This is a genomic window from Shewanella sp. MMG014 (genome assembly GCF_018100775.1).
GTDB classification, from domain to species: domain Bacteria; phylum Pseudomonadota; class Gammaproteobacteria; order Enterobacterales; family Shewanellaceae; genus Shewanella; species Shewanella japonica.
In genome coordinates this window covers 70,535-91,412 of sequence record NZ_JAGJDZ010000007.1, presented here as the reverse complement: position 1 = coordinate 91,412, position 20,878 = coordinate 70,535, and the positions used below count along the sequence as shown (strand labels likewise).

Genomic DNA, 20,878 nt, shown 5'->3' with positions numbered 1-20,878 from the left:
GCGCCTTTTTTGTGCCTTCATCCCATTAATTTGCTGGTAGTGGATTACCTTTTAACGAGATTGCGTATCTCAGTAAAGTAAAGCCTTCTTCTTCATATTGTCTGATAAAGGTCATACCTAACTTTTTAATGATGTTGACTGACCCAAGATTCACGTCCACCACTTCGCCGTAGACGATATCTAAATCCATGTGCTGCTTTGCAAACTCAATACAGGCTTGATTTGCCTCAGTGGCATAGCCCTTTCCCCAAAAATCTTGATGTAAACGGTAGCCGATATCGATAGCATTTATTCGCGAGTCATTTTTAAAGCCACAAAAACCAATGACTTGATTTGTGGCTTTATGGACTACAGCCCAACGGGCAAAGCCGAACTTTTTATATTCCGCTAACCATATCTCTTGGATAATATTTTCAGCATCTTTTAGCGTGTTACATAAGCCTGCGTCGCCAGTGTAGCGGGTGACTTCTTCTGAATTAAACTCAAGCACAGCTTTTGCATCGCCAAGATTAAATTCACGAATGATTAGGCGGTCTGTTTCAGTAATTATTGTCATTATGATCCTTATAAATTTTGCTATGCCATTTAATTACAGAATTGACGTTCACATGGCACACCGTCAAAGTCACCATCCATTTGAGTATCAGGACAATGATTAATATAGAAAATCGCTTCTTCACATGAACGCATGTGGCTGCAGTGAGTTTTACCCGCCTCGCAGCTAAACTGCGGTGAAGATTTTGTCGATTGAGTCGGACTGTTATCTATCGTGACAGGCTGAACTAGACTCGATTGACCGGGAGCATTCGTTACATCGTAGTAGGCTTGAATAGCAAATCTGCCAATGGCGATGACAATTAAAATGATAATAATCCGACTCATGGTGCCTGAAGCCGTGGTCGCCTTGTGCATTTTTATCGGGCCTCTCTTTTTAGCAGGTCTGTGTTGAGACGATTTTTGGTTGTTATTAGCTCGGTTGGTTTGTTTTGACTGAACTTTAGTATCCACGCCTATAATATTCACATTGATAGCTTTAACTTTTCCGTCAGCTTGCTGTTTTACAACATATTCAATTTGATCGCCAACAATGGGCTTTCTAGCCATATGTTTAAGGGTGGAAATATGGATAAACACGTCTTTGCCACCCTTATCAGGCTCGATAAACCCGAAGCCTTTACTGCCATTCCAGCGAACTAATCGACCTGTTTCCATCATCACTCGTATTATTTCCCTTTGAAAGGTTTATTGTTTTATACACATTATAAAATTCATTAAGCCTATGCTAGGTTATTAACAGAGCATAATAAATTGTTTTTATCTGCGGCTTAGACATCTAGCTGTTTACAAGGAAGATAACATGAAATTACCAGCACGCTTTGCTGCTATACCCGTATCATTGTCAGTCACACTGGTTTTAGCCACAGCATTAAGCAGCACCTCACTTTATGCTGAAAACTTTGATGCTTCAGTGATGAAGTCTATGCCCAAACTTGAAGCGCTCTATACTCATTTGCATCAATTTCCAGAGTTGTCTTATCAAGAAAAAAACACCAGTGCCAGAATGGCTAAAGAGCTATCAGAGCTTGGTTTTGACGTGACAGATAACTTTGGTGGCTACGGTGTGGTAGGCATTTATAAAAATGGTTCGGGGCCAACGGTTATGATCCGTGCAGATATTGATGGGCTACCAATTGTTGAGCAAACAGGTAAATCTTATGCTTCAAAAGTCACTACGCTTGATGAACATAATAATACCGTTGGGATCATGCATGGTTGCGGTCATGATATCCATATGACCAGCTTTATTGGTGCAGCAGAACAACTGATGAAACATAAATCAGACTGGAAAGGCACATTAATGATGGTAGCTCAGCCCGCAGAAGAAGTCGGTGGTGGAGCAAAAGCCATGCTAAAACAAGGCCTGTTTAGCAAATTTCCCACTCCAGATAGTGTGATTGGTTTACATGTGAGTGCAGGCATTCCCGCAGGTAAAGTAGGGGTAGTAAGCGGTTATGCGCTTGCCAATGTAGATTCTGTAGATATTACTATTAAAGGTAAAGGCGGCCATGGGGCGTATCCTCATCTTACGATCGATCCCGTGGTGATCGCAGCCAGAACAGTATTAGCACTGCAAACCATCCCAAGTCGTGAAGTCTCTCCCCTTGAGCCCAATGTGGTTACTGTTGGCTCAATTCATGGTGGTTCTAAGCACAATATTATCTCTAACGAAGTTAAACTGCAGTTAACACTGCGCTCGTACAATCCTGATGTAAGGGAGCAGCAAATAGCGGCAATTAAACGCATTACCAAAGGGATTGCGTTAAGTGCAGGCTTACCTGAAGAGCTGGCACCTGAAGTGTATGTGCATGACGATGAAACGATTCCATCAACCTATAATGAGCCGCAATTAGCTGCAAAAGTACAAGCCAGTATTGAAACTGAAATTGGTAAAGACAATGTGGTTATCGCGCCGCCGGTCATGGCTGGCGAAGATTTTGGATTGTACGGCCGCACTGAGCAAAATGTGCCGATTACCCTATTTTGGTTGGGGGGTGTAGAGCCCCAAAAGTATCAGGCGAGTCTAGATTCTGGTGAGCCATTACCTTCATTGCATTCGAGCCAATTTGCGCCAGATTATCCACTTACGATTAAAACTGGCGTGCGAGCGATGACCCGCACCGCAATGGATTTATTCAATGGTAAATAGCATTTAAAACAGCGAGCAGATAACTCACGCTGATGATGTCACGCTATAATAGCCGTTATCAAAGGGGTGACGTCACTCCTTATTTAACTTAGGTATGAGCAATATGATTACGTTTACGACTAACTTGGGTGATATTTGCATTGAGCTTGATATGGAAAAAGCGCCAGTCAGTTCTAAGAACTTCTTACAGTATTGTAAAGATGGCTTTTATGAGCACACGATTTTTCATCGCGTGATTAAAGGCTTTATGATCCAAGGTGGCGGATTTACTGCCAAAATGAAAGAAAAGCCAACTCGCGATCCGATCGTTAATGAAGCTAACCGTGGTTTAAGTAATGTATTAGGCACCATTGCAATGGCGAGAACCGATGCGCCGCATTCAGCTACTGGGCAGTTTTTTATTAACGTCGGTGACAATACCTTTTTAGATCATACCGCTACGACCAATAATGGTTGGGGTTATGCAGTGTTTGGCAAAGTGATTGCTGGTATTGAAGTGGTAAAAGAAATTGAAAAGGCAAAGACAGCCACTATTGCAGGGCACGATGATGTTCCTAAAACGCCTATTATCATTGAAAAAGTCACGATTGAAGAGTAAGGCTTGTTTGGCTGAGTGAGCATTGCCTTAGCTTTTTGAACACATGTATCGAAAGCATACGCCCTAGATACATTTTTATTTCAATGTCATTGTGCTAGCGCCGAACGAACAAATATAAAAGGAAGCTCATTTGAGCCTTACACCACAAGATAAGCTGCAGCTTGCTCAAGCAAAACAGTTACTCGATAATCCAGGACTTGCGGCTAAGATGACCGACTTTATTGGTACGCCAATCGAGAAAGGTTTTGCTATGCTGCCGAAAACCGTGAGTGAAGGGATTGGCAAGGTGACACAAGCGGCGTTGATGAAAGCATCAAGTGCAGCGTTATTTACCATGAAAGATGTACCGGGCGAGCAATCATCTGATCGATGGCACAAATTAGGTGTGGCAGTGAGTGGGGGCGTTGGCGGCTTTTTTGGCTTATCAGCATTGGCACTGGAGCTGCCTATTTCAACGACGATTATGCTGCGATCCATTGCTGATGTTGCTCGCAGTGAAGGCGAACAGCTCACCGATGTGCAAACTCAATTAGCTTGTCTTGAAGTTTTTGCACTGGGTGGTGAGTCTAACGACGATGATCAAGCTGAAAAAGGCTACTTTGCGGTGCGAACCGTTATTGCAAATTCACTGGCTGAAGCTGCTGAGTACGTTGCCACAAAAGGAATTAGTAAAGAGGCTGGCCCTGCCATGGTGAAATTAGTGGCAGTGATTGCTGAACGATTTGGGGTACAAGTCACTCAAAAAATGGCAGCGCAGGCAGTACCTGCAATTGGCGCAGCTGGTGGAGCAATCATTAATACTTTGTTTATTGATCATTTCCAAGACATGGCAAGAGGCCATTTTATTGTGCGCCGCCTTGAGCGATCGTATGGTGAGGAGCAAGTGAGATTAGCTTATGACAGTTTACTGATCGAAGGTTAAAACACGTTAAATAGCACTTCAGCATTAACTTCTGTAATGACCAACAGCTTGGAACTCACTCCTTTCTTAAGTCCATAATTAATCGTAACAATTAAACTGTGTGAACTTTCATCAAGACTCGTTATCTTAATAACATAAGCAATCATTAATGTTGACGTTATTACAAAATCAAAGGATACGATTTCAGGATGAATTTATTTAATCGAACCAGTTTGAATACGCTACTGGCAAGTTGCACAGGTCTATTGTTAGCTGCTCACTGTCAATCTATCGCTGCTGAAACCTCGTTTACTCCTCAATTTACCGCTCATCATATTGATGCTGATTTTGAGCTAACTCAAGGCATAGTGAGTGCCAACATTCTTGAGCATCAAGGCAATGAATTAATTGCTGTAGGTGTTGATGATAATCACGAACGTTGGTTAGCTATTTATGGTTTTGAGAATGAGGCATTAGTGCAGCTTGATAAATTAATGCTCTCAAAAGATATATATAGCTTTGATATTAATGAGCTAGAACCAGCTAAGGTCTCAGGTTCTAATCAAGCTGAAGTACTTACTCAACAGCTCTTTTTCGTTACCGATAATGCCTTACTGCAATATTCACCAGCGCAAAACACGCTGTTGGTATCAACGGCTGAATATGATGAGGCATTAGACTCCGTTGATGCTATGCCCACCCAAGGTTCGCTTAAAAAAGTGGCAGATATTCAGTCTATTTCTGTGACGACGCAAGCTGACTATATTTCTCGCGGCAATTTCGTGATTGATATTAACAATGATGATATTGCCGATATTCTTATCAGTGACTTTAGAGAAACAGCTGTGCTATTAGGCCAAGCTGATGGTGGATTTATCCAACAATCTTTACCCCTCCTTCCTGTGGTTGAGCTTAAAAATAATGGGGCAGAATATAGTCATGCCAAGCTGTATCACAGTGATATGAACTTTGATCAGCGCGATGACATCATTAAAGTTGGTGAAGGCTCACTTGAAGTCTATTACCAACAAGAAGATGGGCAGTTTTCTGAAATCGCAGAGTTTATCTCAGTCAGCCAGCCTATTAGTGGTGTTGATTGGTGGAATAAACGTGATGCCTATGGTGAGAATTTAGATCAAAGTGATTTGCTCTACCGCAAAGTTGAGCGCATCGGTGATGTGAATGGCGATGGCATCAGCGATCTGGTGGTGAGATACACTAAAAGCTCAGGCGTACTCGATAGAGTTAATGATTATGAAATTTACTTAGGCATTAACAACAATGGCAAGTTAACCTTCCCTCGAGAAGCAAACACCACCATTAAAGCGGATGGTACGCTAACAGGCTTACGTTTTGAAGATCTTGATAATGATGAAGTTGATGAAGTGATTGTCGCAGGTTTTGATATTGGTTTGTCGCAGATCGTCAGTGCGTTATTGTCTGGCAGTATCGATCAAGATGTACACGTTTTTAAAATGAATGATGCCAGTATGTTTGCAGACAAAGCCAATGTCAGTAAAGAAGTTGAGCTGAGTTTTAGTTTAACCTCGGGCCAAAGTGGTGAGCCTGTTGTTGCTTTAGCGGATATTAATGGTGACGGTTTTAAAGAGTTATTATTGTCAGATGATAATGAAGAACTCGATATTTACTATGGTCAAGCGGGTAGAGAGCCTTTTAAAAAGCGCGCCGAAGAATGGCCGGTAACGATTCCTGTTGAAGGAGCCATGTTATCGGCGGTGGATATTAATGCTGACGGTAAAGATGATTTATTGCTTAAATTTGGCAGGCAAGATCCTGAAAACCTACAGCGCCGCTTTAGTGTGTTAATTGCCAATTAATGGCAATTAATGCCGATTTTTCATTCTAGTTTATAAACTAAATAGCCAGCAGTAATGCTGGCTATTTTTATTGGTCGTTGTTCAAATCTTTATCGATGTAGTGGTGCTTGTTTAAGCTAATGATAAGCCTACTCTTTGCCTGAAACTGGCGTTATATTAGGTTTTGCTGAAAGTGATCAACCTCAAATAAACAGATAAAGATCGTAAAAATCGGTTTTGCTTTTCGATGATGAGCGTAAACTAATCTTAAACATGTAAATTAAATGCATGATTAGGTAATCATCAGGAGAAAGGCAATGTTCTGTATTCAATGTGAGCAAACAGTGAGAACCCCAGCTGGGAATGGTTGTAGTTATTCGCAAGGTATGTGCGGCAAGCTAGCATCGACGTCAGATCTACAAGATCTGCTTATCTATATGTTGCAGGGCGTATCGGCATATGCTGTAAAAGCGCGTGAATTTAATATTATCAATGCTGAAATTGATACCTTTGTGCCTAAAGCATTCTTTGCCACGTTAACTAACGTGAACTTTGATGATGAACGTTTAATGGATTACGCCTATCAGGCACAAGATTACCGTAACGAATTAAAAGCAGCTTACGAGCAAGCGAGCGCCGACAAAGGCGTAGAGCCTGAAGCTGTTATTGCACAAGGTTCACTAAACCTTGCTGCTTCAAAACCTGAAATGTTAGATCAAGCGCCATTAGCACTGCCAAACCGTGGTGACGTCCACGAAGATATCCTTGGTCTTCGTTTATTGTGTTTATACGGTCTTAAAGGGGCAGCTGCTTATATGGAGCATGCGCGCGTATTAGAACAAACCGATGCTGATGTTGCTGGTGAGTTCCATCAAATCATGTCTTTCCTTGGTGAAGATTCAGTTGATGGCGACAAATTATTTGGCACGGCAATGCAAATTGGCCAACTAAACTACCGCGTGATGGCGATGCTTGATGCAGGTGAAACTAGTGCATTTGGTCACCCTGAGCCGACTGAAGTGAACACCAAGTCAGTTAAAGGTAAAGCGATTTTAGTGTCTGGTCATGACATGAAAGATCTTGAGCTTATCTTGCAACAAACTGAAGGCAAGGGCATTAACGTGTTTACTCACGGCGAAATGCTACCGGCTTTAGCTTATCCAGAATTTAAAAAGTATCCGCACCTTGTGGGTAACTACGGTAGTGCATGGCAGAATCAGCAGCGTGAATTCGGCACTTTCCCTGGCGCTGTTGTGATGACATCTAACTGTATTATCGACCCGAACGTGGGTGAGTATTCAGATCGTATTTTCACTCGTAGTATCGTTGGTTGGCCTGGTGTGACTCACGTTGAAGGTGAAGATTTTAGCGAAGTGATTGATAAAGCATTAGAGCTTGAAGGATTCACTTATGATGAAATCCCTCACAAGATCACCATTGGTTTTGCTCGTAATGCCCTAATGGAAGCGGCACCTACAGTGGTTGAGAATGTGAAAAATGGTTCTATTAAGCATTTCTTCTTAATCGGTGGTTGTGACGGTGATAAATCAGAGCGTAGTTACTTTACTGACCTTGCTAAATCAGTGCCTGACGACACCATTATCCTGACACTTGGTTGCGGTAAGTACAAATTCAATAAACTTGAGTTTGGCGACATTAATGGGATTCCTCGCTTATTAGATGTGGGTCAGTGTAACGATGCTTACTCTGCTATTCAGTTAGCATTAGCGCTTAAAGATATCTTTGAATGTGACATCAACGAGCTACCATTAAGCCTTGTTCTATCTTGGTTTGAGCAAAAAGCGATTGTGGTGTTATTAACCCTATTATCGCTTGGTGTTAAAAACATCCGTACCGGTCCGACGCCGCCAGCTTTCTTAACTGAAAACTTAGCTAAAGTGCTAGAAGATCAGTTTGGTTTACGTAATACCACTGATGTTGAATCAGATCTTAAAGCAATGATTAAGGCCGCTTAATCAGCTGTATACGGTGATATAGGCTATCAGCTTGTATCACCGATTTACATCTCTAGTTATTTATCATTGACCTAGTGAAAGGTGCCCTATGAGTTCATCAGGATTTTCATTTTCTGCAGCACTATCTGCGGTGCAATCAACAAAAGACGAGAGCAAAGGCTCAGCTGAAAAAACCAAAACGATATCGGGTTTTTCAATGTCGAATGCACTCGCAAGCACTGCTAAGAAATCGGCTGAATCGCTTAATTCTGATGCAGAATTTTTAGCTGCAGATAATTGGCAACGCGGCGATATAAAGCTTCGCTGTGTAGAAAAGTGGAATGAAACTCATGATGTCGTTAGTTTTCGCTTTCAAGGCTTAACGCCGGTTAAGTTTAATTACAAACCGGGTCAATTTATTACCTTAAAACTCGAAATTGATGGCGAGATGGTTTATCGCAGTTACACCATGTCATCGTCACCTTCACGTCCCTATTCTATAGTGGTCACCATTAAGCGTATTCCAGATGGCAAAGTATCAAACTTTGCCGCTGAGAATATTAATGAAGGTGATGTTATCTCTGCATTAGGGCCTGATGGAGTCTTTAACCTTGTCGATGTGAAGGCAGATAAATATCTATTTTTAAGTGCTGGCAGCGGCATAACACCTATGTACTCAATGTCTCGTTGGTTACTCGATACCAAAGTCGGTAGTGATATTGGCTTTGTGCATAGTGCAAGAAGCGAACAAGACATTATTTTCGCTGATACGTTAAGTACGATGGCGCATAGAAGCTCGAAGTTTAATCTGAATTACCTTTTAGAGTCGGCACCTGAGCTTGTGGATGGGGTTAATCACACTGCTAATGACTGCAGAATGTCAGGCCGCTTCGATATGGCAAAGCTTGCTCAGCTGGTACCAGACTTTATGGAGCGGACTATTTTTGTCTGTGGGCCAGAGCCTTATATGGTGGCGGTAAAGTCACTGGTTGAAGCAAGCGGCTTTAATATGCTCAACTTTCATCAAGAAAGTTTCGGTGGCCCAGCAAAACCTGCAGTTAAGGTAAGTCATGCCAATAGTGACAGTGGGTTTATGTTGAGCATTGCTGATAAATCGATTTCCTTATCGGCTGATGACACCTTACTTGATGGGCTTGAATCTGAAGGGTTACCGATTATTGCAGCTTGCAGAAGTGGTGTTTGCGGGGCATGTAAATGCCAAGTGACATCAGGGACGACCGAGTCGAGCAGTACAATGACGCTGACTCAAGATGAAATAGCAGCGGGTTATGTATTGGCGTGCTCAACTAAAATTACTTCAGATGTGACATTAAAAATGTAGCTCATGATTCACTCGCAATTAAAACAAAAAAGTCAGCAAATGCTGACTTTTTATTTTTTGAGAGTGAGTTTAAATGTTTAAGTTGCCATTTAATAAGGCATAGATTAAAAATCCCACCCAGCTCGCTGCCAGTAATATCCAAGGGAACTTAGGCGATGAGGTCGGCGCTTCAGCGATAAACTCAATTTCACTCGTTTCTTGGCGTGACTTGGCTTTTAAGTCTTGCTTACGTTGTTTATCTCGGCCGCGGGCTTTTGCCTTTTGCTGCTTTTTATATTCCGCAATGCCTTTTTCGATACCTTGAGCAATTAACTTAGTTTGCTCTTTGGTTTGCGATGGTTTTTGCGTGGCTTTGGCCACTTTCATTGCTTCGTTTTGGGTTTCTTGAGAAATCTGCTTCGCCATTATGCCTACAAATACAGTGTTGAATTCTTAAAGACACTATACCGAATCTTGAGTGGGAACTTAAATTGTAGATTAATTATTGTTAAACCATGAGCTATCGCACGAGTGGGCACGCCGCTTTATCGTAAAATGGATTTTTCAATATAAGGAATCGTTAAATGTCTGACTCTATTCACGGTCGTAATGTTATTAAGTTGATGAAAGCGCAAAACACGCCACAACCACATCAGCAATGGCTTGCTCTTATGGCGCAAGAGTTTGGCGAAAATGCTGAGTTTCATACCTGTAGAGCCAGTGATATGAATGCGGCTCAATTAGTTGATTTATTTATCAGTAATGGCCGATTAACTGAAACAGAAGCGGGTTTTGTTATTAACCAATGTGGACATTGTGCTGGTAAAGAGCACGGTGAAGAAGGTCATTCGCACGATTAATTGATGACTGATGAGGCAATGGAGAGCTATTTGGCTTGATGTTTTAGCTTATTGCCTTGACAAATTTACCATAAAAAACGCCACTATTGAGTGGCGTTTTTTTACAGGTGAAGGCTTAGCCAATCACGCTTAGATAGCCTTGCAAAATAATCGCATTAACAATATCTATAAAGAATGCGCCTACAATTGGCACGACCATAAAGGCTTGTGGTGAAGGGCCTGTTCTTGATACTAATGCACCCATATTCATAACCGCAGTTGGGGTTGCGCCCATACCAAAGCCGCAGTGACCGCCAGCCATGACAGCAGCATCGTAATTACTGCCCATTAATCTAAAGGTGACGAAGTAGGCAAATAAAGCCAGGATTATGCCTTGGGTCAGCAAGATAATTAACAGTGGAATCGCTAAATCAAAAATCTCCCATAGCTTTAAATTCATTAATGCCATTGATAAAAATAGCGCTAATGACACGGTGCCGAGGATATCAACACACTCACTATTTATTTTAAACCCACGGGTTAACTCAGTGGCATTGGTGATAACAACACCAAAGAATAGTGCATAAACAAATTCAGGCATTTTCAGCCAAGTAATGTCGTATGCAGTAACAAATTTACCGAACCATTTAGCGCCAGCAACACATAACAGCAGAACAAATAAAACTTCTAAAATCCGTTTAGCAGTTACTCTGTCTTCTTCAAGCTGGTCGTAGGTCACTAAATCTGGGTGATCTTCATGATGATTACCTCCTACACCGTAGGATGAAACCAGCTTGTTTTTATTAATCAATCGCTGGGCAACAGGGCCGCCAATAATACCGCCCATTACCAAGCCAAACGTCGCTGCAGCCATAGCAAACTCAAGGGTGTTCATCCCGTAGTTCTCTTGGAAGGTTTGTGCCCAAGCAGCGCCAGTGCCATGACCTCCTGAAAGGGTGATAGAGCCGGCAATTAAGCCCATTATAGGTTCCAAACCTAATGCTGTAGCCATGGTTACGCCAACACCATTTTGGATAATGATATATAAGGAGGCGATACCTAAAAACAAAAAGACTTTACTACCGCCCTTCATAAGCAATTTGTAACTTGCCGCTAAGCCAACGGTGCTGAAAAACATTAGCATCAAGGTGTTTTGCATCGATAGCGTAAATTGAAGACTGATGTTATTGAAGTGCAGCAAAGTAATAAAGCTGGCAACGATCAATCCGCCCACGATGGGTTCTGGGATATTATATTTTCTAAAAGCGGGTAAATGACGGTTGACCGAATGGCCAATGAATAGGACTAAAATCGCTACAAGAAACGATTCAAGCTCTCCAATAGAATAGACTGTATTCATGAAACTCCTTTGGATAGCAATGAAAAAAGTAACACACTGCTTTAACGCATCACCACATGGTATGCCTTTATATATGACTTAAATTAATTAGTTATGCTGATTATAGATTATGACGGAGCTAAAGATAATGCTATCAAGCTAAATTGATGGGTTATTGCGCTAAAACAGACACAAATTAACATGTAATTAATCTCACGAATGCAGTTGTTAAGTTCAAAGATACAGATGTAGGTGACTTGCTTGTCACTTGTTAACTTTTAAGGACTGGATTTTGCGTTAATTTAAACCCTTGTCATTGATAAAAGGTGATTTGATGAGAGTGACTATTGAGTTTGCTGATGAGCATTAATCTGAGCTGCGGTAACTATCATTGATTTTATTTTGGTGTCAAAGGAGGGGATTAGGATGAAATTCAATGCTAAAAAAATGGAGTAATGACTTTCATCATTACTCCATTTTTATCACTATTATAATGCTTTAGAACGCAATTAAAGCTGCACTCCAAAAATTAAAATAGAAAATTAATCTACTGCAACCATAACATTGCTAGCTTTGATAATGGCATAAGCATTGCCACCAACCACTAAACCTAGTTGCTCACAAGATTTTTTAGTGACAACAGAAGTGATTTCAACACCTGCAGCTAATTCGATAACGATTTCGTTATTAACTGAACCTTCTTCAATAGAAAGAATTTTTCCAACAAGTGAATTACGTGCGCTGATTTTCATATTTTTGAAATCTCTATGTAGTAAGTGAATGTATATCAATGATATATATAATCAATTTATCTTATAAAAAATTGTTTGCAATAAGATAATGCGGCTAATGTTATAAGTTTAGTTAGTATTTTGTGGTTTTGGGGGCTATATCGCAGTTTAGTTTATGAAATTGCACTTTATCTTGCTTATTGTATGTCATTCATTAGTTGTAATTTTCAATGTTTGTTATGCCATTATCTTGTGAGCCTATATAACATTCATTAATTATCAGTGAGTTATAATAATGTAAATAGTCAATAATTTGACTTGTTAACTGCTTGGTGCTGGTGTTAAAATTCGCGTGTTTTTTTAAACTGTAGATACTCTAATGGCAAACTCATTGCAAAATGAGGACGCAAAGTGACAGCACAGTCGGGTCTGTGGGCTGCATTACTGAGTGTTAAAAGATGACAGATAATTTTGTGCAACTTATAACACTAGGATTTTAAATGAAATTGACAACTAAATTAGGGATGCTGTTAGCACTGTCTTGTTCCACGGCCTCTGTAGCTCAAGCTGATGAACTTGAACTGGTATCAGGACAATACTTCTACGGCTATGAAGAGCAGTTTAATCATGGCTCTTGGGGGATCATTGATGATTTAGATTTTTCTGAGTTACAAGAAGAAAACCCTAATTCGTTAAAGAGAGAACTGAAGGCATTGTACTCTGAAGATGAGAAAATGTACTTTGATGTTCAATGGACCCGTAAAACGTTAAAGAAAATGTTCCCTGAGCAATGGGCACAAGTTAAAAACCTAGAAGGTGATGAGCGCCGCGACGCCATTAAGAATATACGTAACCAAGCATGCGATGCCAAAATGGAAGTGGGTTATGCCACAACATATGGTATTGACGGTGAAGGTTATGCTGCTGAATTAGATACGCATGCCTGTGGCGGTGAAACTCAACTTGGAACCGTTAGAATGCGCACTTATGTGCCAACAGTTCCAGGTGCAAAGTATGCCATTTCTGTTAAATATCAAAAGCGTGACTATGATTATGAAGCTCATGGCGCACGAAATGAAGCAAATGCATATCGTGATTTAATTGTACGAGTAGGCTCGGAAAAACATAACTTATCACTTGACGCTGTCGAAGGTGAGTCACTGGATCAAGGCTTTAAAAAAGCTTGGATAACGTTTACAGCTGATCGTTTTTATACGCCTGTGATTTTACGTGACAGTGGTTTTCCAGATAGTTACGGTGTCTTGATCCGTGGTGTGCAAGCATTTAAGACTGAAGACAATGATCGTGAATTAGAATGTGCGGCTTATTATCCTGAATTTAGTCGTGATCTAAAGCGTTGTTTAGTGGGAGACGTTGATCCTAATTTAATGGGCTGTGACTTAACACAAGCAACACTAAATTGGACGAAAGGCGATAAGCTTATTGATGACGAAAGTCGTTCTATTGAAGAAAATATCTTTAGTACTGCTAAAAATACCTTCTTATCTTTGGGTCAAGCAGGAAAGCTTAAGCTGATTTTAAAAGAAAATGGTATTAATGCTAGCTGCCCTATTTCAGGTAAAACCTTACACCTTAACGAGTACACAGGTAATAATGGTACTTATGAAGAGTATGCTGAAAAAGGAGTGATTGCGGTTAAATTATTAGGTTGTATGGACGATAGTTTAAACGGTGTGTCTTTATTGGCAAATCAACATTTCTCTGCTGATCCAGAGAAACCTTTTGAATTACAAACTAACGATAAATTCGAATATAACTTCGCTCCAGAGGTTTATGCTGAATGTCGATTATCAAGAATTACCATTAAAGATAAAACGCATAAAATCCCAGAAACACAACAGGGATATGTAGAGAATAGTGATGGTATCGATTTAAATAAGATGACGCTTTCTAACGAAGATTAATTCGCACGTTGCTTCATTTAATGAACTAAAAGGCTGCCAATTGGCAGCCTTTTTATTAGTTGATTTTTCCATAAGACTCTATTTAAAAGGAGGATTTTTGTTTGTTTGAAATTATTTTTCATCACTTACTATTGGAGGTGTGTATAAAAAGTGTGCTAGGTTAGAATTTGTAAGCATGAGCTTAATGTCAATATCAATGGCTCATTACGCTTATGAAGCAGTGAATATTGCAGAATGAATAATATTAAGGATGATAAGAGGTGTTTATGCTCAGGATGTTGCGATTAACGATAAAAGGAACCGCAGTTGAACCGTTTCGCAAAAATATAGTTGGTTACTTAACGCCATTGTTCTTTGGCGGCATGTTATCTTTTTTATTAGCAGGTTGTAGCACCACCTCGCATTCTTCAGCCAAATTAAATGTAATGCCTCTTCCTGAAAATGGCGCTTATTTTGTTAACGCAATAGATTTGGATATAGCAAAAAATAACTTAGTTCCATCGGTAGAGAGTTTGTCAGCATTACTACCAGATCAAGTCGAAGAGCTTGAAGCCTTTATTGCAAGGCCTGAGATTGCTGAGCTTTCGAAGCGATATCAAGTGGTTCGTTTTATTAACAATAAAATGGTTAATTTTAATTACGAAGGTTTAAATTATAATACGGCTCAAGCTTGGCAAAATAAGTCTGGTAATTGCATGGCTTTAGCTATGCTGACGTATGGTGTGGCAAAGCATTTAAACGTGAGAGCTGTTTTTCAAGTGGTCCACTCGGCGCCTTTATTAACGCATATTTCAAATGACTTAGTCGTGACCTCAGATCATGTCCGTACCTTTTTATATGAAACGGATGCTGGCGGTGTATATATTAATGGTAGTGAATTCACCGTCATAGATTATTTCCCTGATAGAAACGATCGCACGGGAGCGGTGGTCAGTGAAGATGAGTTTCTTGCTATGTTTTATCGTAACCTCGCTGCAGATGCCCTTCTCGCCAATGACTTAACCTTGACCTACTCTCTATTAGAAAAAGGTTTACAACTTGCCCCTAAGTATATTCCATTGATTAATATGATGGCTGTGGTGCATCGACGAGTGGGAGATTATCACGTTGCTGATGCTTACTATCAATATGGCCTACAGTTTGAATCTAACTCACTGACATTATTAAGTAACTATAACTATTCATTATATTCACAAGGTAAAGTACTAGAAGCTGATGCCATTTATCAGCAACTCATTCAGCTAGAGAATGAGACACCGTACGGTTGGTACTCAATGGCACAAGAAGCGACGAGACAGCAAGACTATTTTGCTGCAGAAGCATTCTTAAAAAAGTTTATCAATAATAGCCCTTATTATCATCAAGCCTATTATGAACTCGCCAAAGTGCAGAATGCACAAGGCAAAGTGTTAAGTGCGAAAAAAACGCTCGAAAAAGCATTGGAGTTAACATCTATGGGCAAGAGTCAGCAAAAGTACTTAGCAAAATTATCTTGGCTTAAGCAAAGTAACAGCCCTAGTCATCGTTAGTAGAACAGCTAATCAGTAATAATAAAGCCGCATATTGCGGCTTTTTAATTTATGAGTTTAAGCGAGGCTGCTGCGTTCTAGTCAATACTCAGCTCTCAGCTTTGGATGCGCTTTGGTATTAGTCAATGCTTAGCGCGACCATTTTTAACGGATGATTGCCATCAAATGATGGGAAGTCTTCATGGCAGTGGATCCATTGTTGATGAGTCACACGCCGACCTTGTTTTTCAACACAGCGAATTAAGCTCTTCAGCCAAGTATCACGCTCCACTTTAGCGACATTATTACAACACACAATCGTGCCGCCAGATTTTGTAGCTAGCATGGCAGGTTTAAATAAGCCTTGGTAATCATTGATTAAATCGACAGTACCAAATGGACTTTTAGCAAAGCGAGGGGGATCGAGAAAGACTAAATCAAATTGTGTTGCTGGCAGCTTTGGGTATTTAGGTAATTTTTGCCCGCGGCGTCCGCCGACCTTAAGGCCTGCAAGCTGACGTAAAGCTGGAAAAGCATCACTTTGTATAAACTCACACACTTCTGTCACGCCATTAAGTTCGGCATTTTTCTTTCCAGCCGCTAATGCAAAAGAAGAAAAGTCTACGTTTGTGACCTTAGTTGCCCCGCCCATTGCTGCCGCAGTGCCGATGCCGCAGGTGTATGAAAATAAATTCAGCACCGTTTTATGTTCACTATGCTCTCTAACAAATTCACGGCCAATTCTCATGTCTAGAAACAGCAGAGGGTCTTGTCCTTCATGGCGTAATTTAGACGTAAATTGAATGCCATTCTCTTTAATGACTTGTTCAGAGCAAGCAAATTCGTGATGGTCACTCTGTAGTGCATTTTCGACACGGGAATTGCGTTTTGAGCGATCATTATAAATGACAGGTAATGCCGTTAATTCTGTGAGGACTTGAGTCAATGCTTCCAGCTGCGTTTCAGTTAGGGTCTGGTGAAATGTTTGAATTAACCATGCATTGCCATAGCGATCAATATTCAGTCCATTTTCACCTTCAACAGTGCCATGGTAAATACGAAAGCAATCTGTTTGACTGGCTTCTGCTTGAGCGAGAAATGTTGCTCTACGATCGATGGCATGGGTTAATGATGTTTGCAAAGACATAAATAAGTGCTCAGTGGCGAATAGAGATATAAACGGTGATTATATCAAGCTTTACTAGATTAAGGGGAAATCCCTAGCCTGAAAGGCTGGTAATTGTGGCAATAGCGCCTAGGCTAAAAGAAGATTATCCATAAATTTAGTGATGGAGGCTCAGTTTTCAGATGTTAATAGTATTTCAGCTATTGAATAGGGCATATATTATTGAGCCCGTAGGTTGATTGGTTAGGATTTAGAGGTTTATTTGAAGCAGCTATTTTGTATTTCCGCTAAAAAAATGTTGTTTTGTATCCTGGGCCTATGTGGTTTTAGCTTGACTTTATCTGCCAATGAACTGGTTTTTGACCCTTTGCTCACGATTAATGATAGTCAGCAAGGGCGAGAGCTGGTTGAGCTTTATTTTCAAGCAGAAAATTCACCAGATAACACATTTAATACCATAACAAGCATGAACACGTCAGGCGTGTTTGATAATAATGTGTTTTACACCGCTGTTTATTATCGCATTCTCCATAATATTGCTGTTGCAAAATCGGATCTAGATGCTGCGTCCCAGTCTGCTGAGAAATTATTTGAGTATGGTCAATCGCAACAGCTGGATTGGATCCTTGCAGAAGGCTTGACCTTAAAAGGGATCCTCGCTGCCCGCCAAGGTGAAAGCAAACAGGCTTTTGACTATATTGAGCAAGCGATTGTAATCTGTGAATCGATACATTATGAGCGACTATTAGCAAGAGCACTCAATACTCGAGGTATATTACACTCACGCAATTTAGACTACGAAGCATCTTTAAGTGATTATCAAAAAGCCATTTCATTGTTAGATGATAGTAACCAACATCATTTTCTAGGTCGAATATATTCAAATATTTCAGTGGTTTATTCGAGATTGAAAGATTGGCGAAATGCCATTGAATACAATCAGAAAGCCGCCGAATTGTTGTTGAAGGACGACAATATCAGTTATGAACTACTGGTTGTTTTATATAGTAATGCCAGTAATTTGATGTTGCAGGTTAACGATATCGCCGCCGCGACAGATTTTAGCCATAAGAGTACAGTTGCAGCACGTCAGTCAGACAATGTGCAGTTAATTGTAAATGCATTATGGACTGAAGCAGAATTATTGTTGCAGCAACAACAAATGAGCCAAGCAGAGCCGATTATATTGGAATGTCTATCCCTTGCTCACGAAGCCTTAGATCCCCTAGCATCAAAGCAATGTTTATATGGTTTAAGTGAGGTAAGATTTAGTCAAAAAAACTATGAGCAAGCCACAGAGTATGCAAACCAATTATTGCTAGATTTTGAAGATATTAATAATCAAGATTGGCTCTTAAAAACACATCAATTACTTGCCCAAATTTACCAAGAAACGGCTCAGTACCCTGAAGCACTCGCACATTTGACCACTTATTATGAAGGCACTCAACGGCAACTGTTCGATACACGTGAAAAACAAATCTATGAGTTACAAGTGAAATTCGATGCGCAATTACAAGATGAAAAAATTGCGTTATTGACTGCGGAGAATAACTTAAAAGCTGCCACCTTAGAGAAAAAAGAGCTCCAAGAAAAGTTGTGGATCTTAGTGTTTAGTGGATTAACTATCGGAATCGCGCTTCTCATTCATCGCTATACGTCTAATAAAAAACGCATCTCAACATTACGTTCAACCAACAAAAATCTCTATATGCAATCGAATAAAGACCCATTGACGGGTTTATACAATCGCCGATTTGTAAATAACTTTGTTGAGCATAAAATCACTAAAACAGGGGTAGAGTATTACAGTGTGCTCATTTTGGATTGTGATTTGTTCAAGAAAATCAATGATACCCATGGTCATGACGCTGGCGATGAAGTGTTAATGGCATGTGCCACTCGTTTGCAAAACAGAATCAGAGCAAACGATGTGCTCGCTCGCTGGGGCGGTGAAGAGTTCCTGATATTATTAGCGCTTGAGTCTGATGAATTGCAACAGCATATCTTGGAACGATTTAATCAGGTGATAGCAGATACCCCGGTAGAATATTCTGGACATTCACTCAAGGTGACGATTTCTATTGGGGCAACTAAGCCTATTTTATCGTCTGAACTTGTGCAACATTGGCAGCATTATCTCACTTTAGCCGATAGTGCGTTGTATCAGGCTAAATCACATGGACGAAACTGTGCTTTTATCGATGGGGCAATTATTGAAGCTTCATAGTTTACAAAGCTCGTACATTGCCAAGGTTTGCTTAGGAATTTGAAGGTACAGAATGAACCTTAAAGGTTTTATCGGCAATCAGTTTACCATTGAGTTCTAGTGTCATGCGCCAGTTTCCCACTTTGTTACTCACAGGTGCCCAAATACAATCGCCTAAATAAAACTTCCAATCATTTTCTTTTATATACACTTCGCCATCGTAAGGTGCTTCAATATTACCTTCTGCATCAGGGATATTTGGATGATAGATACAATATTTAAGCACTTGGTTTTTCGCTTTTTTAATGCGAGTGACAAAGCCGAACTCCATGTCTATTACGGCTGGCACATGGACTGTCGCTTCTAAAAAGCGGGGGAGCTCATCACTTTCAGAGTCCCACTTACTGAAGATGCCTGATTGGATTATCTTGATATCTGCTTTTAATTTACTCATAAACGTCTAAATTCAATTGACTTGGGCAGCGATTATTTCGCCTTAATGTGCTTAATCGCTGCTTGCATTGCAAATTCATAACCCTGAATGCCTAACCCGCAAATAACCCCTTGTGCTTTATCTGAAAAATAAGAATGACTTCTAAAGGGCTCTCTGGCGTGCACATTTGAAATGTGAACCTCAATAAAGGGAATGTTAACGCCTAAGATCGCATCTCTTAGTGCGACACTGGTATGAGTAAACGCTGCAGGGTTAATGACAATAAACTGCGCATCAGTGGCATGAATTGCATCGATAAGCTGATACTCGGCATTAGATTGAATATGATCAAACGCTAAGCCAGACTGCTGAGCTAATTGGCGAGCATTTTCAACCACTGTGTCTAAGTTATCACTACCGTATAATCCAGGCTCTCGGCGGCCCAATAAGTTAAGGTTCGGGCCGTTAACCAATAAAACTTTTGCTTGCGTTGACATGTTCATTCCTTGCTAAAAGTGTTGCAGCTCGCTGCGTTAAGTCAATTGCGATGTTACTGATCAAATGATTGGACTTAAGTGAGTGTAATTTATCATGATAATGATAGCCAAATCGGGAATTATTTTCATGATAACCCGCGGTAATGGCTAGGGCCTGTTGATCTTTGCTGGTTAAGTTTTGTTCGAAATAAAAGCGTTTTAATTGAGGCGGATGGATTGATGCCTAGTCATCTAAGCAAAATTCATCCAACAAAGAGTAAAACGCTTTTACTCGAACCCTTTGGGCAGCGTTTTTGGCCATTTTTACTGCGTTATTAACTTTTTATGTAGAATAACTACACCACAAAGTCTCTTCCTTGTAAAAATGGTCAACAATTCGCTGCAAAAACAACCTTGAAAGATCAACAGACCCTAATAATCAGATTTGCTTCTTCGTAGCGCTTTAGTCGCTCCGCGCTGTTTTTTTGCGTCAACACGGCGACGCTGACTAGCCTTAGTTGCCTTAGTGGCAATTCGGGCTTTTTGAACAATCCCGACGCTTTTCACTAATTCAATAAACTGCTCTAGTGCCAGTTGCCGATTAAAATCTTGGCTACGACTTTGTTGACACTTAATAATAATTTTACCACTTTTAGTAATGCGATGATCGGCTTTGGTTAGTAACTTTTGCTGATAAAACTCAGGGAGTGAAGACTGCCTAATATCAAAAATGATCTGCGCCGCAGTTGACACTTTATTGATATGTTGGCCACCTGCACCACTTGAACGGATAAATTGCCATTCAATTTCATTATCTTCAATGCTGACACGGTTGGTAATATTGATCATTGTGCTAAAACGCTTCACTTTTTTAAATCATAACTGTGGTTAGCTTAACAAACTTTTGTTTAGTACAGCGGATAAGATTTGCTACTATCAACAATAATATAGGCTGAAACAGATGTTGATACATCGTTATGCAGCCGCATAGAC

General features: G+C 40.4%; 19 protein-coding genes and 1 riboswitch. Of the genes, 10 read left to right on the top strand and 9 right to left on the bottom strand.

What is annotated here, in order from left to right:
• Window positions 1-25 precede the first annotated feature (25 nt).
• The gene (locus J8L86_RS12730; RefSeq protein ID WP_055022818.1) at window positions 26-556 is read right to left on the bottom strand and encodes a GNAT family N-acetyltransferase; all 531 of its coding nucleotides are present in this window, start codon (window positions 554-556) and stop codon (window positions 26-28) included.
• A gap of 29 nt (window positions 557-585) precedes the next feature.
• Window positions 586-1,215, bottom strand: a complete 630-nt coding sequence (locus J8L86_RS12725; RefSeq protein ID WP_348772658.1) for a cold shock domain-containing protein — start codon at window positions 1,213-1,215, stop codon at window positions 586-588.
• A 142-nt stretch (window positions 1,216-1,357) separates the two neighbouring features.
• Between J8L86_RS12725 and J8L86_RS12720 the strand changes: the two genes are divergently transcribed.
• The 6 genes from J8L86_RS12720 to J8L86_RS12695 all read left to right on the top strand — a co-directional run bounded on the left by J8L86_RS12720 (window position 1,358) and on the right by J8L86_RS12695 (window position 9,320).
• Window positions 1,358-2,707, top strand: a complete 1,350-nt coding sequence (locus J8L86_RS12720) for an amidohydrolase (RefSeq protein WP_211030640.1) — start codon at window positions 1,358-1,360, stop codon at window positions 2,705-2,707.
• Window positions 2,708-2,810: 103 nt separating this feature from the next.
• Complete coding sequence (locus J8L86_RS12715; RefSeq protein WP_211030638.1) at window positions 2,811-3,305, top strand: peptidylprolyl isomerase; 495 nt, start codon at window positions 2,811-2,813, stop codon at window positions 3,303-3,305.
• 130 nt (window positions 3,306-3,435) lie between these two features.
• Window positions 3,436-4,227, top strand: coding sequence for an EcsC family protein (locus tag J8L86_RS12710; RefSeq protein WP_065109722.1), 792 nt, complete (start codon window positions 3,436-3,438; stop codon window positions 4,225-4,227).
• Window positions 4,228-4,415: 188 nt separating this feature from the next.
• Window positions 4,416-6,044, top strand: coding sequence for a VCBS repeat-containing protein (locus J8L86_RS12705; protein WP_065109723.1), 1,629 nt, complete (start codon window positions 4,416-4,418; stop codon window positions 6,042-6,044).
• A 296-nt stretch (window positions 6,045-6,340) separates the two neighbouring features.
• Complete coding sequence (hcp, locus tag J8L86_RS12700) at window positions 6,341-7,999, top strand: hydroxylamine reductase (RefSeq protein ID WP_211030636.1); 1,659 nt, start codon at window positions 6,341-6,343, stop codon at window positions 7,997-7,999.
• 88 nt (window positions 8,000-8,087) lie between these two features.
• Window positions 8,088-9,320, top strand: coding sequence for a hybrid-cluster NAD(P)-dependent oxidoreductase (locus J8L86_RS12695; RefSeq protein ID WP_211030634.1), 1,233 nt, complete (start codon window positions 8,088-8,090; stop codon window positions 9,318-9,320).
• Between the two features lie 69 nt (window positions 9,321-9,389).
• Here J8L86_RS12695 and J8L86_RS12690 read toward each other — a convergent pair whose 3' ends face one another.
• Window positions 9,390-9,725: a DUF2956 domain-containing protein gene (locus J8L86_RS12690; RefSeq protein WP_055022812.1), complete on the bottom strand. Its 336-nt coding sequence runs from the start codon at window positions 9,723-9,725 to the stop codon at window positions 9,390-9,392.
• A gap of 158 nt (window positions 9,726-9,883) precedes the next feature.
• Here J8L86_RS12690 and J8L86_RS12685 point away from each other — a divergent pair, with 158 nt between their 5' ends.
• Window positions 9,884-10,159, top strand: coding sequence for a YecH family protein (locus tag J8L86_RS12685; RefSeq protein ID WP_211030632.1), 276 nt, complete (start codon window positions 9,884-9,886; stop codon window positions 10,157-10,159).
• 115 nt (window positions 10,160-10,274) lie between these two features.
• Here the strand turns inward: J8L86_RS12685 and gltS are convergent, their stop codons facing one another.
• Window positions 10,275-11,498, bottom strand: a complete 1,224-nt coding sequence (gltS, locus tag J8L86_RS12680; RefSeq protein ID WP_055022810.1) for a sodium/glutamate symporter — start codon at window positions 11,496-11,498, stop codon at window positions 10,275-10,277.
• 521 nt (window positions 11,499-12,019) lie between these two features.
• The gene (locus J8L86_RS12675; RefSeq protein ID WP_055022809.1) at window positions 12,020-12,229 is read right to left on the bottom strand and encodes a molybdopterin-binding protein; all 210 of its coding nucleotides are present in this window, start codon (window positions 12,227-12,229) and stop codon (window positions 12,020-12,022) included.
• A gap of 350 nt (window positions 12,230-12,579) precedes the next feature.
• Window positions 12,580-12,657: riboswitch (cyclic di-GMP riboswitch) on the top strand.
• 51 nt (window positions 12,658-12,708) lie between these two features.
• On the opposite strand from J8L86_RS12675, the gene J8L86_RS12670 reads away from it, so the two are divergent.
• The gene (locus tag J8L86_RS12670; RefSeq protein ID WP_065109726.1) at window positions 12,709-14,133 is read left to right on the top strand and encodes a hypothetical protein; all 1,425 of its coding nucleotides are present in this window, start codon (window positions 12,709-12,711) and stop codon (window positions 14,131-14,133) included.
• A 266-nt stretch (window positions 14,134-14,399) separates the two neighbouring features.
• Window positions 14,400-15,662, top strand: coding sequence for a hypothetical protein (locus tag J8L86_RS12665; protein ID WP_065109727.1), 1,263 nt, complete (start codon window positions 14,400-14,402; stop codon window positions 15,660-15,662).
• A gap of 118 nt (window positions 15,663-15,780) precedes the next feature.
• On the opposite strand, the gene J8L86_RS12660 is transcribed toward J8L86_RS12665, so the two are convergent.
• Window positions 15,781-16,788, bottom strand: coding sequence for a class I SAM-dependent methyltransferase (locus tag J8L86_RS12660; RefSeq protein ID WP_211030630.1), 1,008 nt, complete (start codon window positions 16,786-16,788; stop codon window positions 15,781-15,783).
• Window positions 16,789-17,098: 310 nt separating this feature from the next.
• Here J8L86_RS12660 and J8L86_RS12655 point away from each other — a divergent pair, with 310 nt between their 5' ends.
• On the top strand, window positions 17,099-18,997 hold the full coding sequence (locus J8L86_RS12655; RefSeq protein WP_211030627.1) for a tetratricopeptide repeat-containing diguanylate cyclase: 1,899 nt from the start codon (window positions 17,099-17,101) through the stop codon (window positions 18,995-18,997).
• Between the two features lie 31 nt (window positions 18,998-19,028).
• Here J8L86_RS12655 and J8L86_RS12650 read toward each other — a convergent pair whose 3' ends face one another.
• The 3 genes from J8L86_RS12650 to arfB all read right to left on the bottom strand — a co-directional run bounded on the left by J8L86_RS12650 (window position 19,029) and on the right by arfB (window position 20,734).
• The gene (locus J8L86_RS12650; RefSeq protein ID WP_065109730.1) at window positions 19,029-19,430 is read right to left on the bottom strand and encodes a DUF3859 domain-containing protein; all 402 of its coding nucleotides are present in this window, start codon (window positions 19,428-19,430) and stop codon (window positions 19,029-19,031) included.
• 32 nt (window positions 19,431-19,462) lie between these two features.
• Window positions 19,463-19,906, bottom strand: a complete 444-nt coding sequence (aroQ, locus tag J8L86_RS12645; RefSeq protein ID WP_211030626.1) for a type II 3-dehydroquinate dehydratase — start codon at window positions 19,904-19,906, stop codon at window positions 19,463-19,465.
• 411 nt (window positions 19,907-20,317) lie between these two features.
• Window positions 20,318-20,734 (bottom strand): alternative ribosome rescue aminoacyl-tRNA hydrolase ArfB, encoded by a 417-nt coding sequence (arfB, locus tag J8L86_RS12640; RefSeq protein ID WP_211030624.1) that lies wholly within the window; start codon window positions 20,732-20,734, stop codon window positions 20,318-20,320.
• Window positions 20,735-20,878 lie beyond the last annotated feature (144 nt).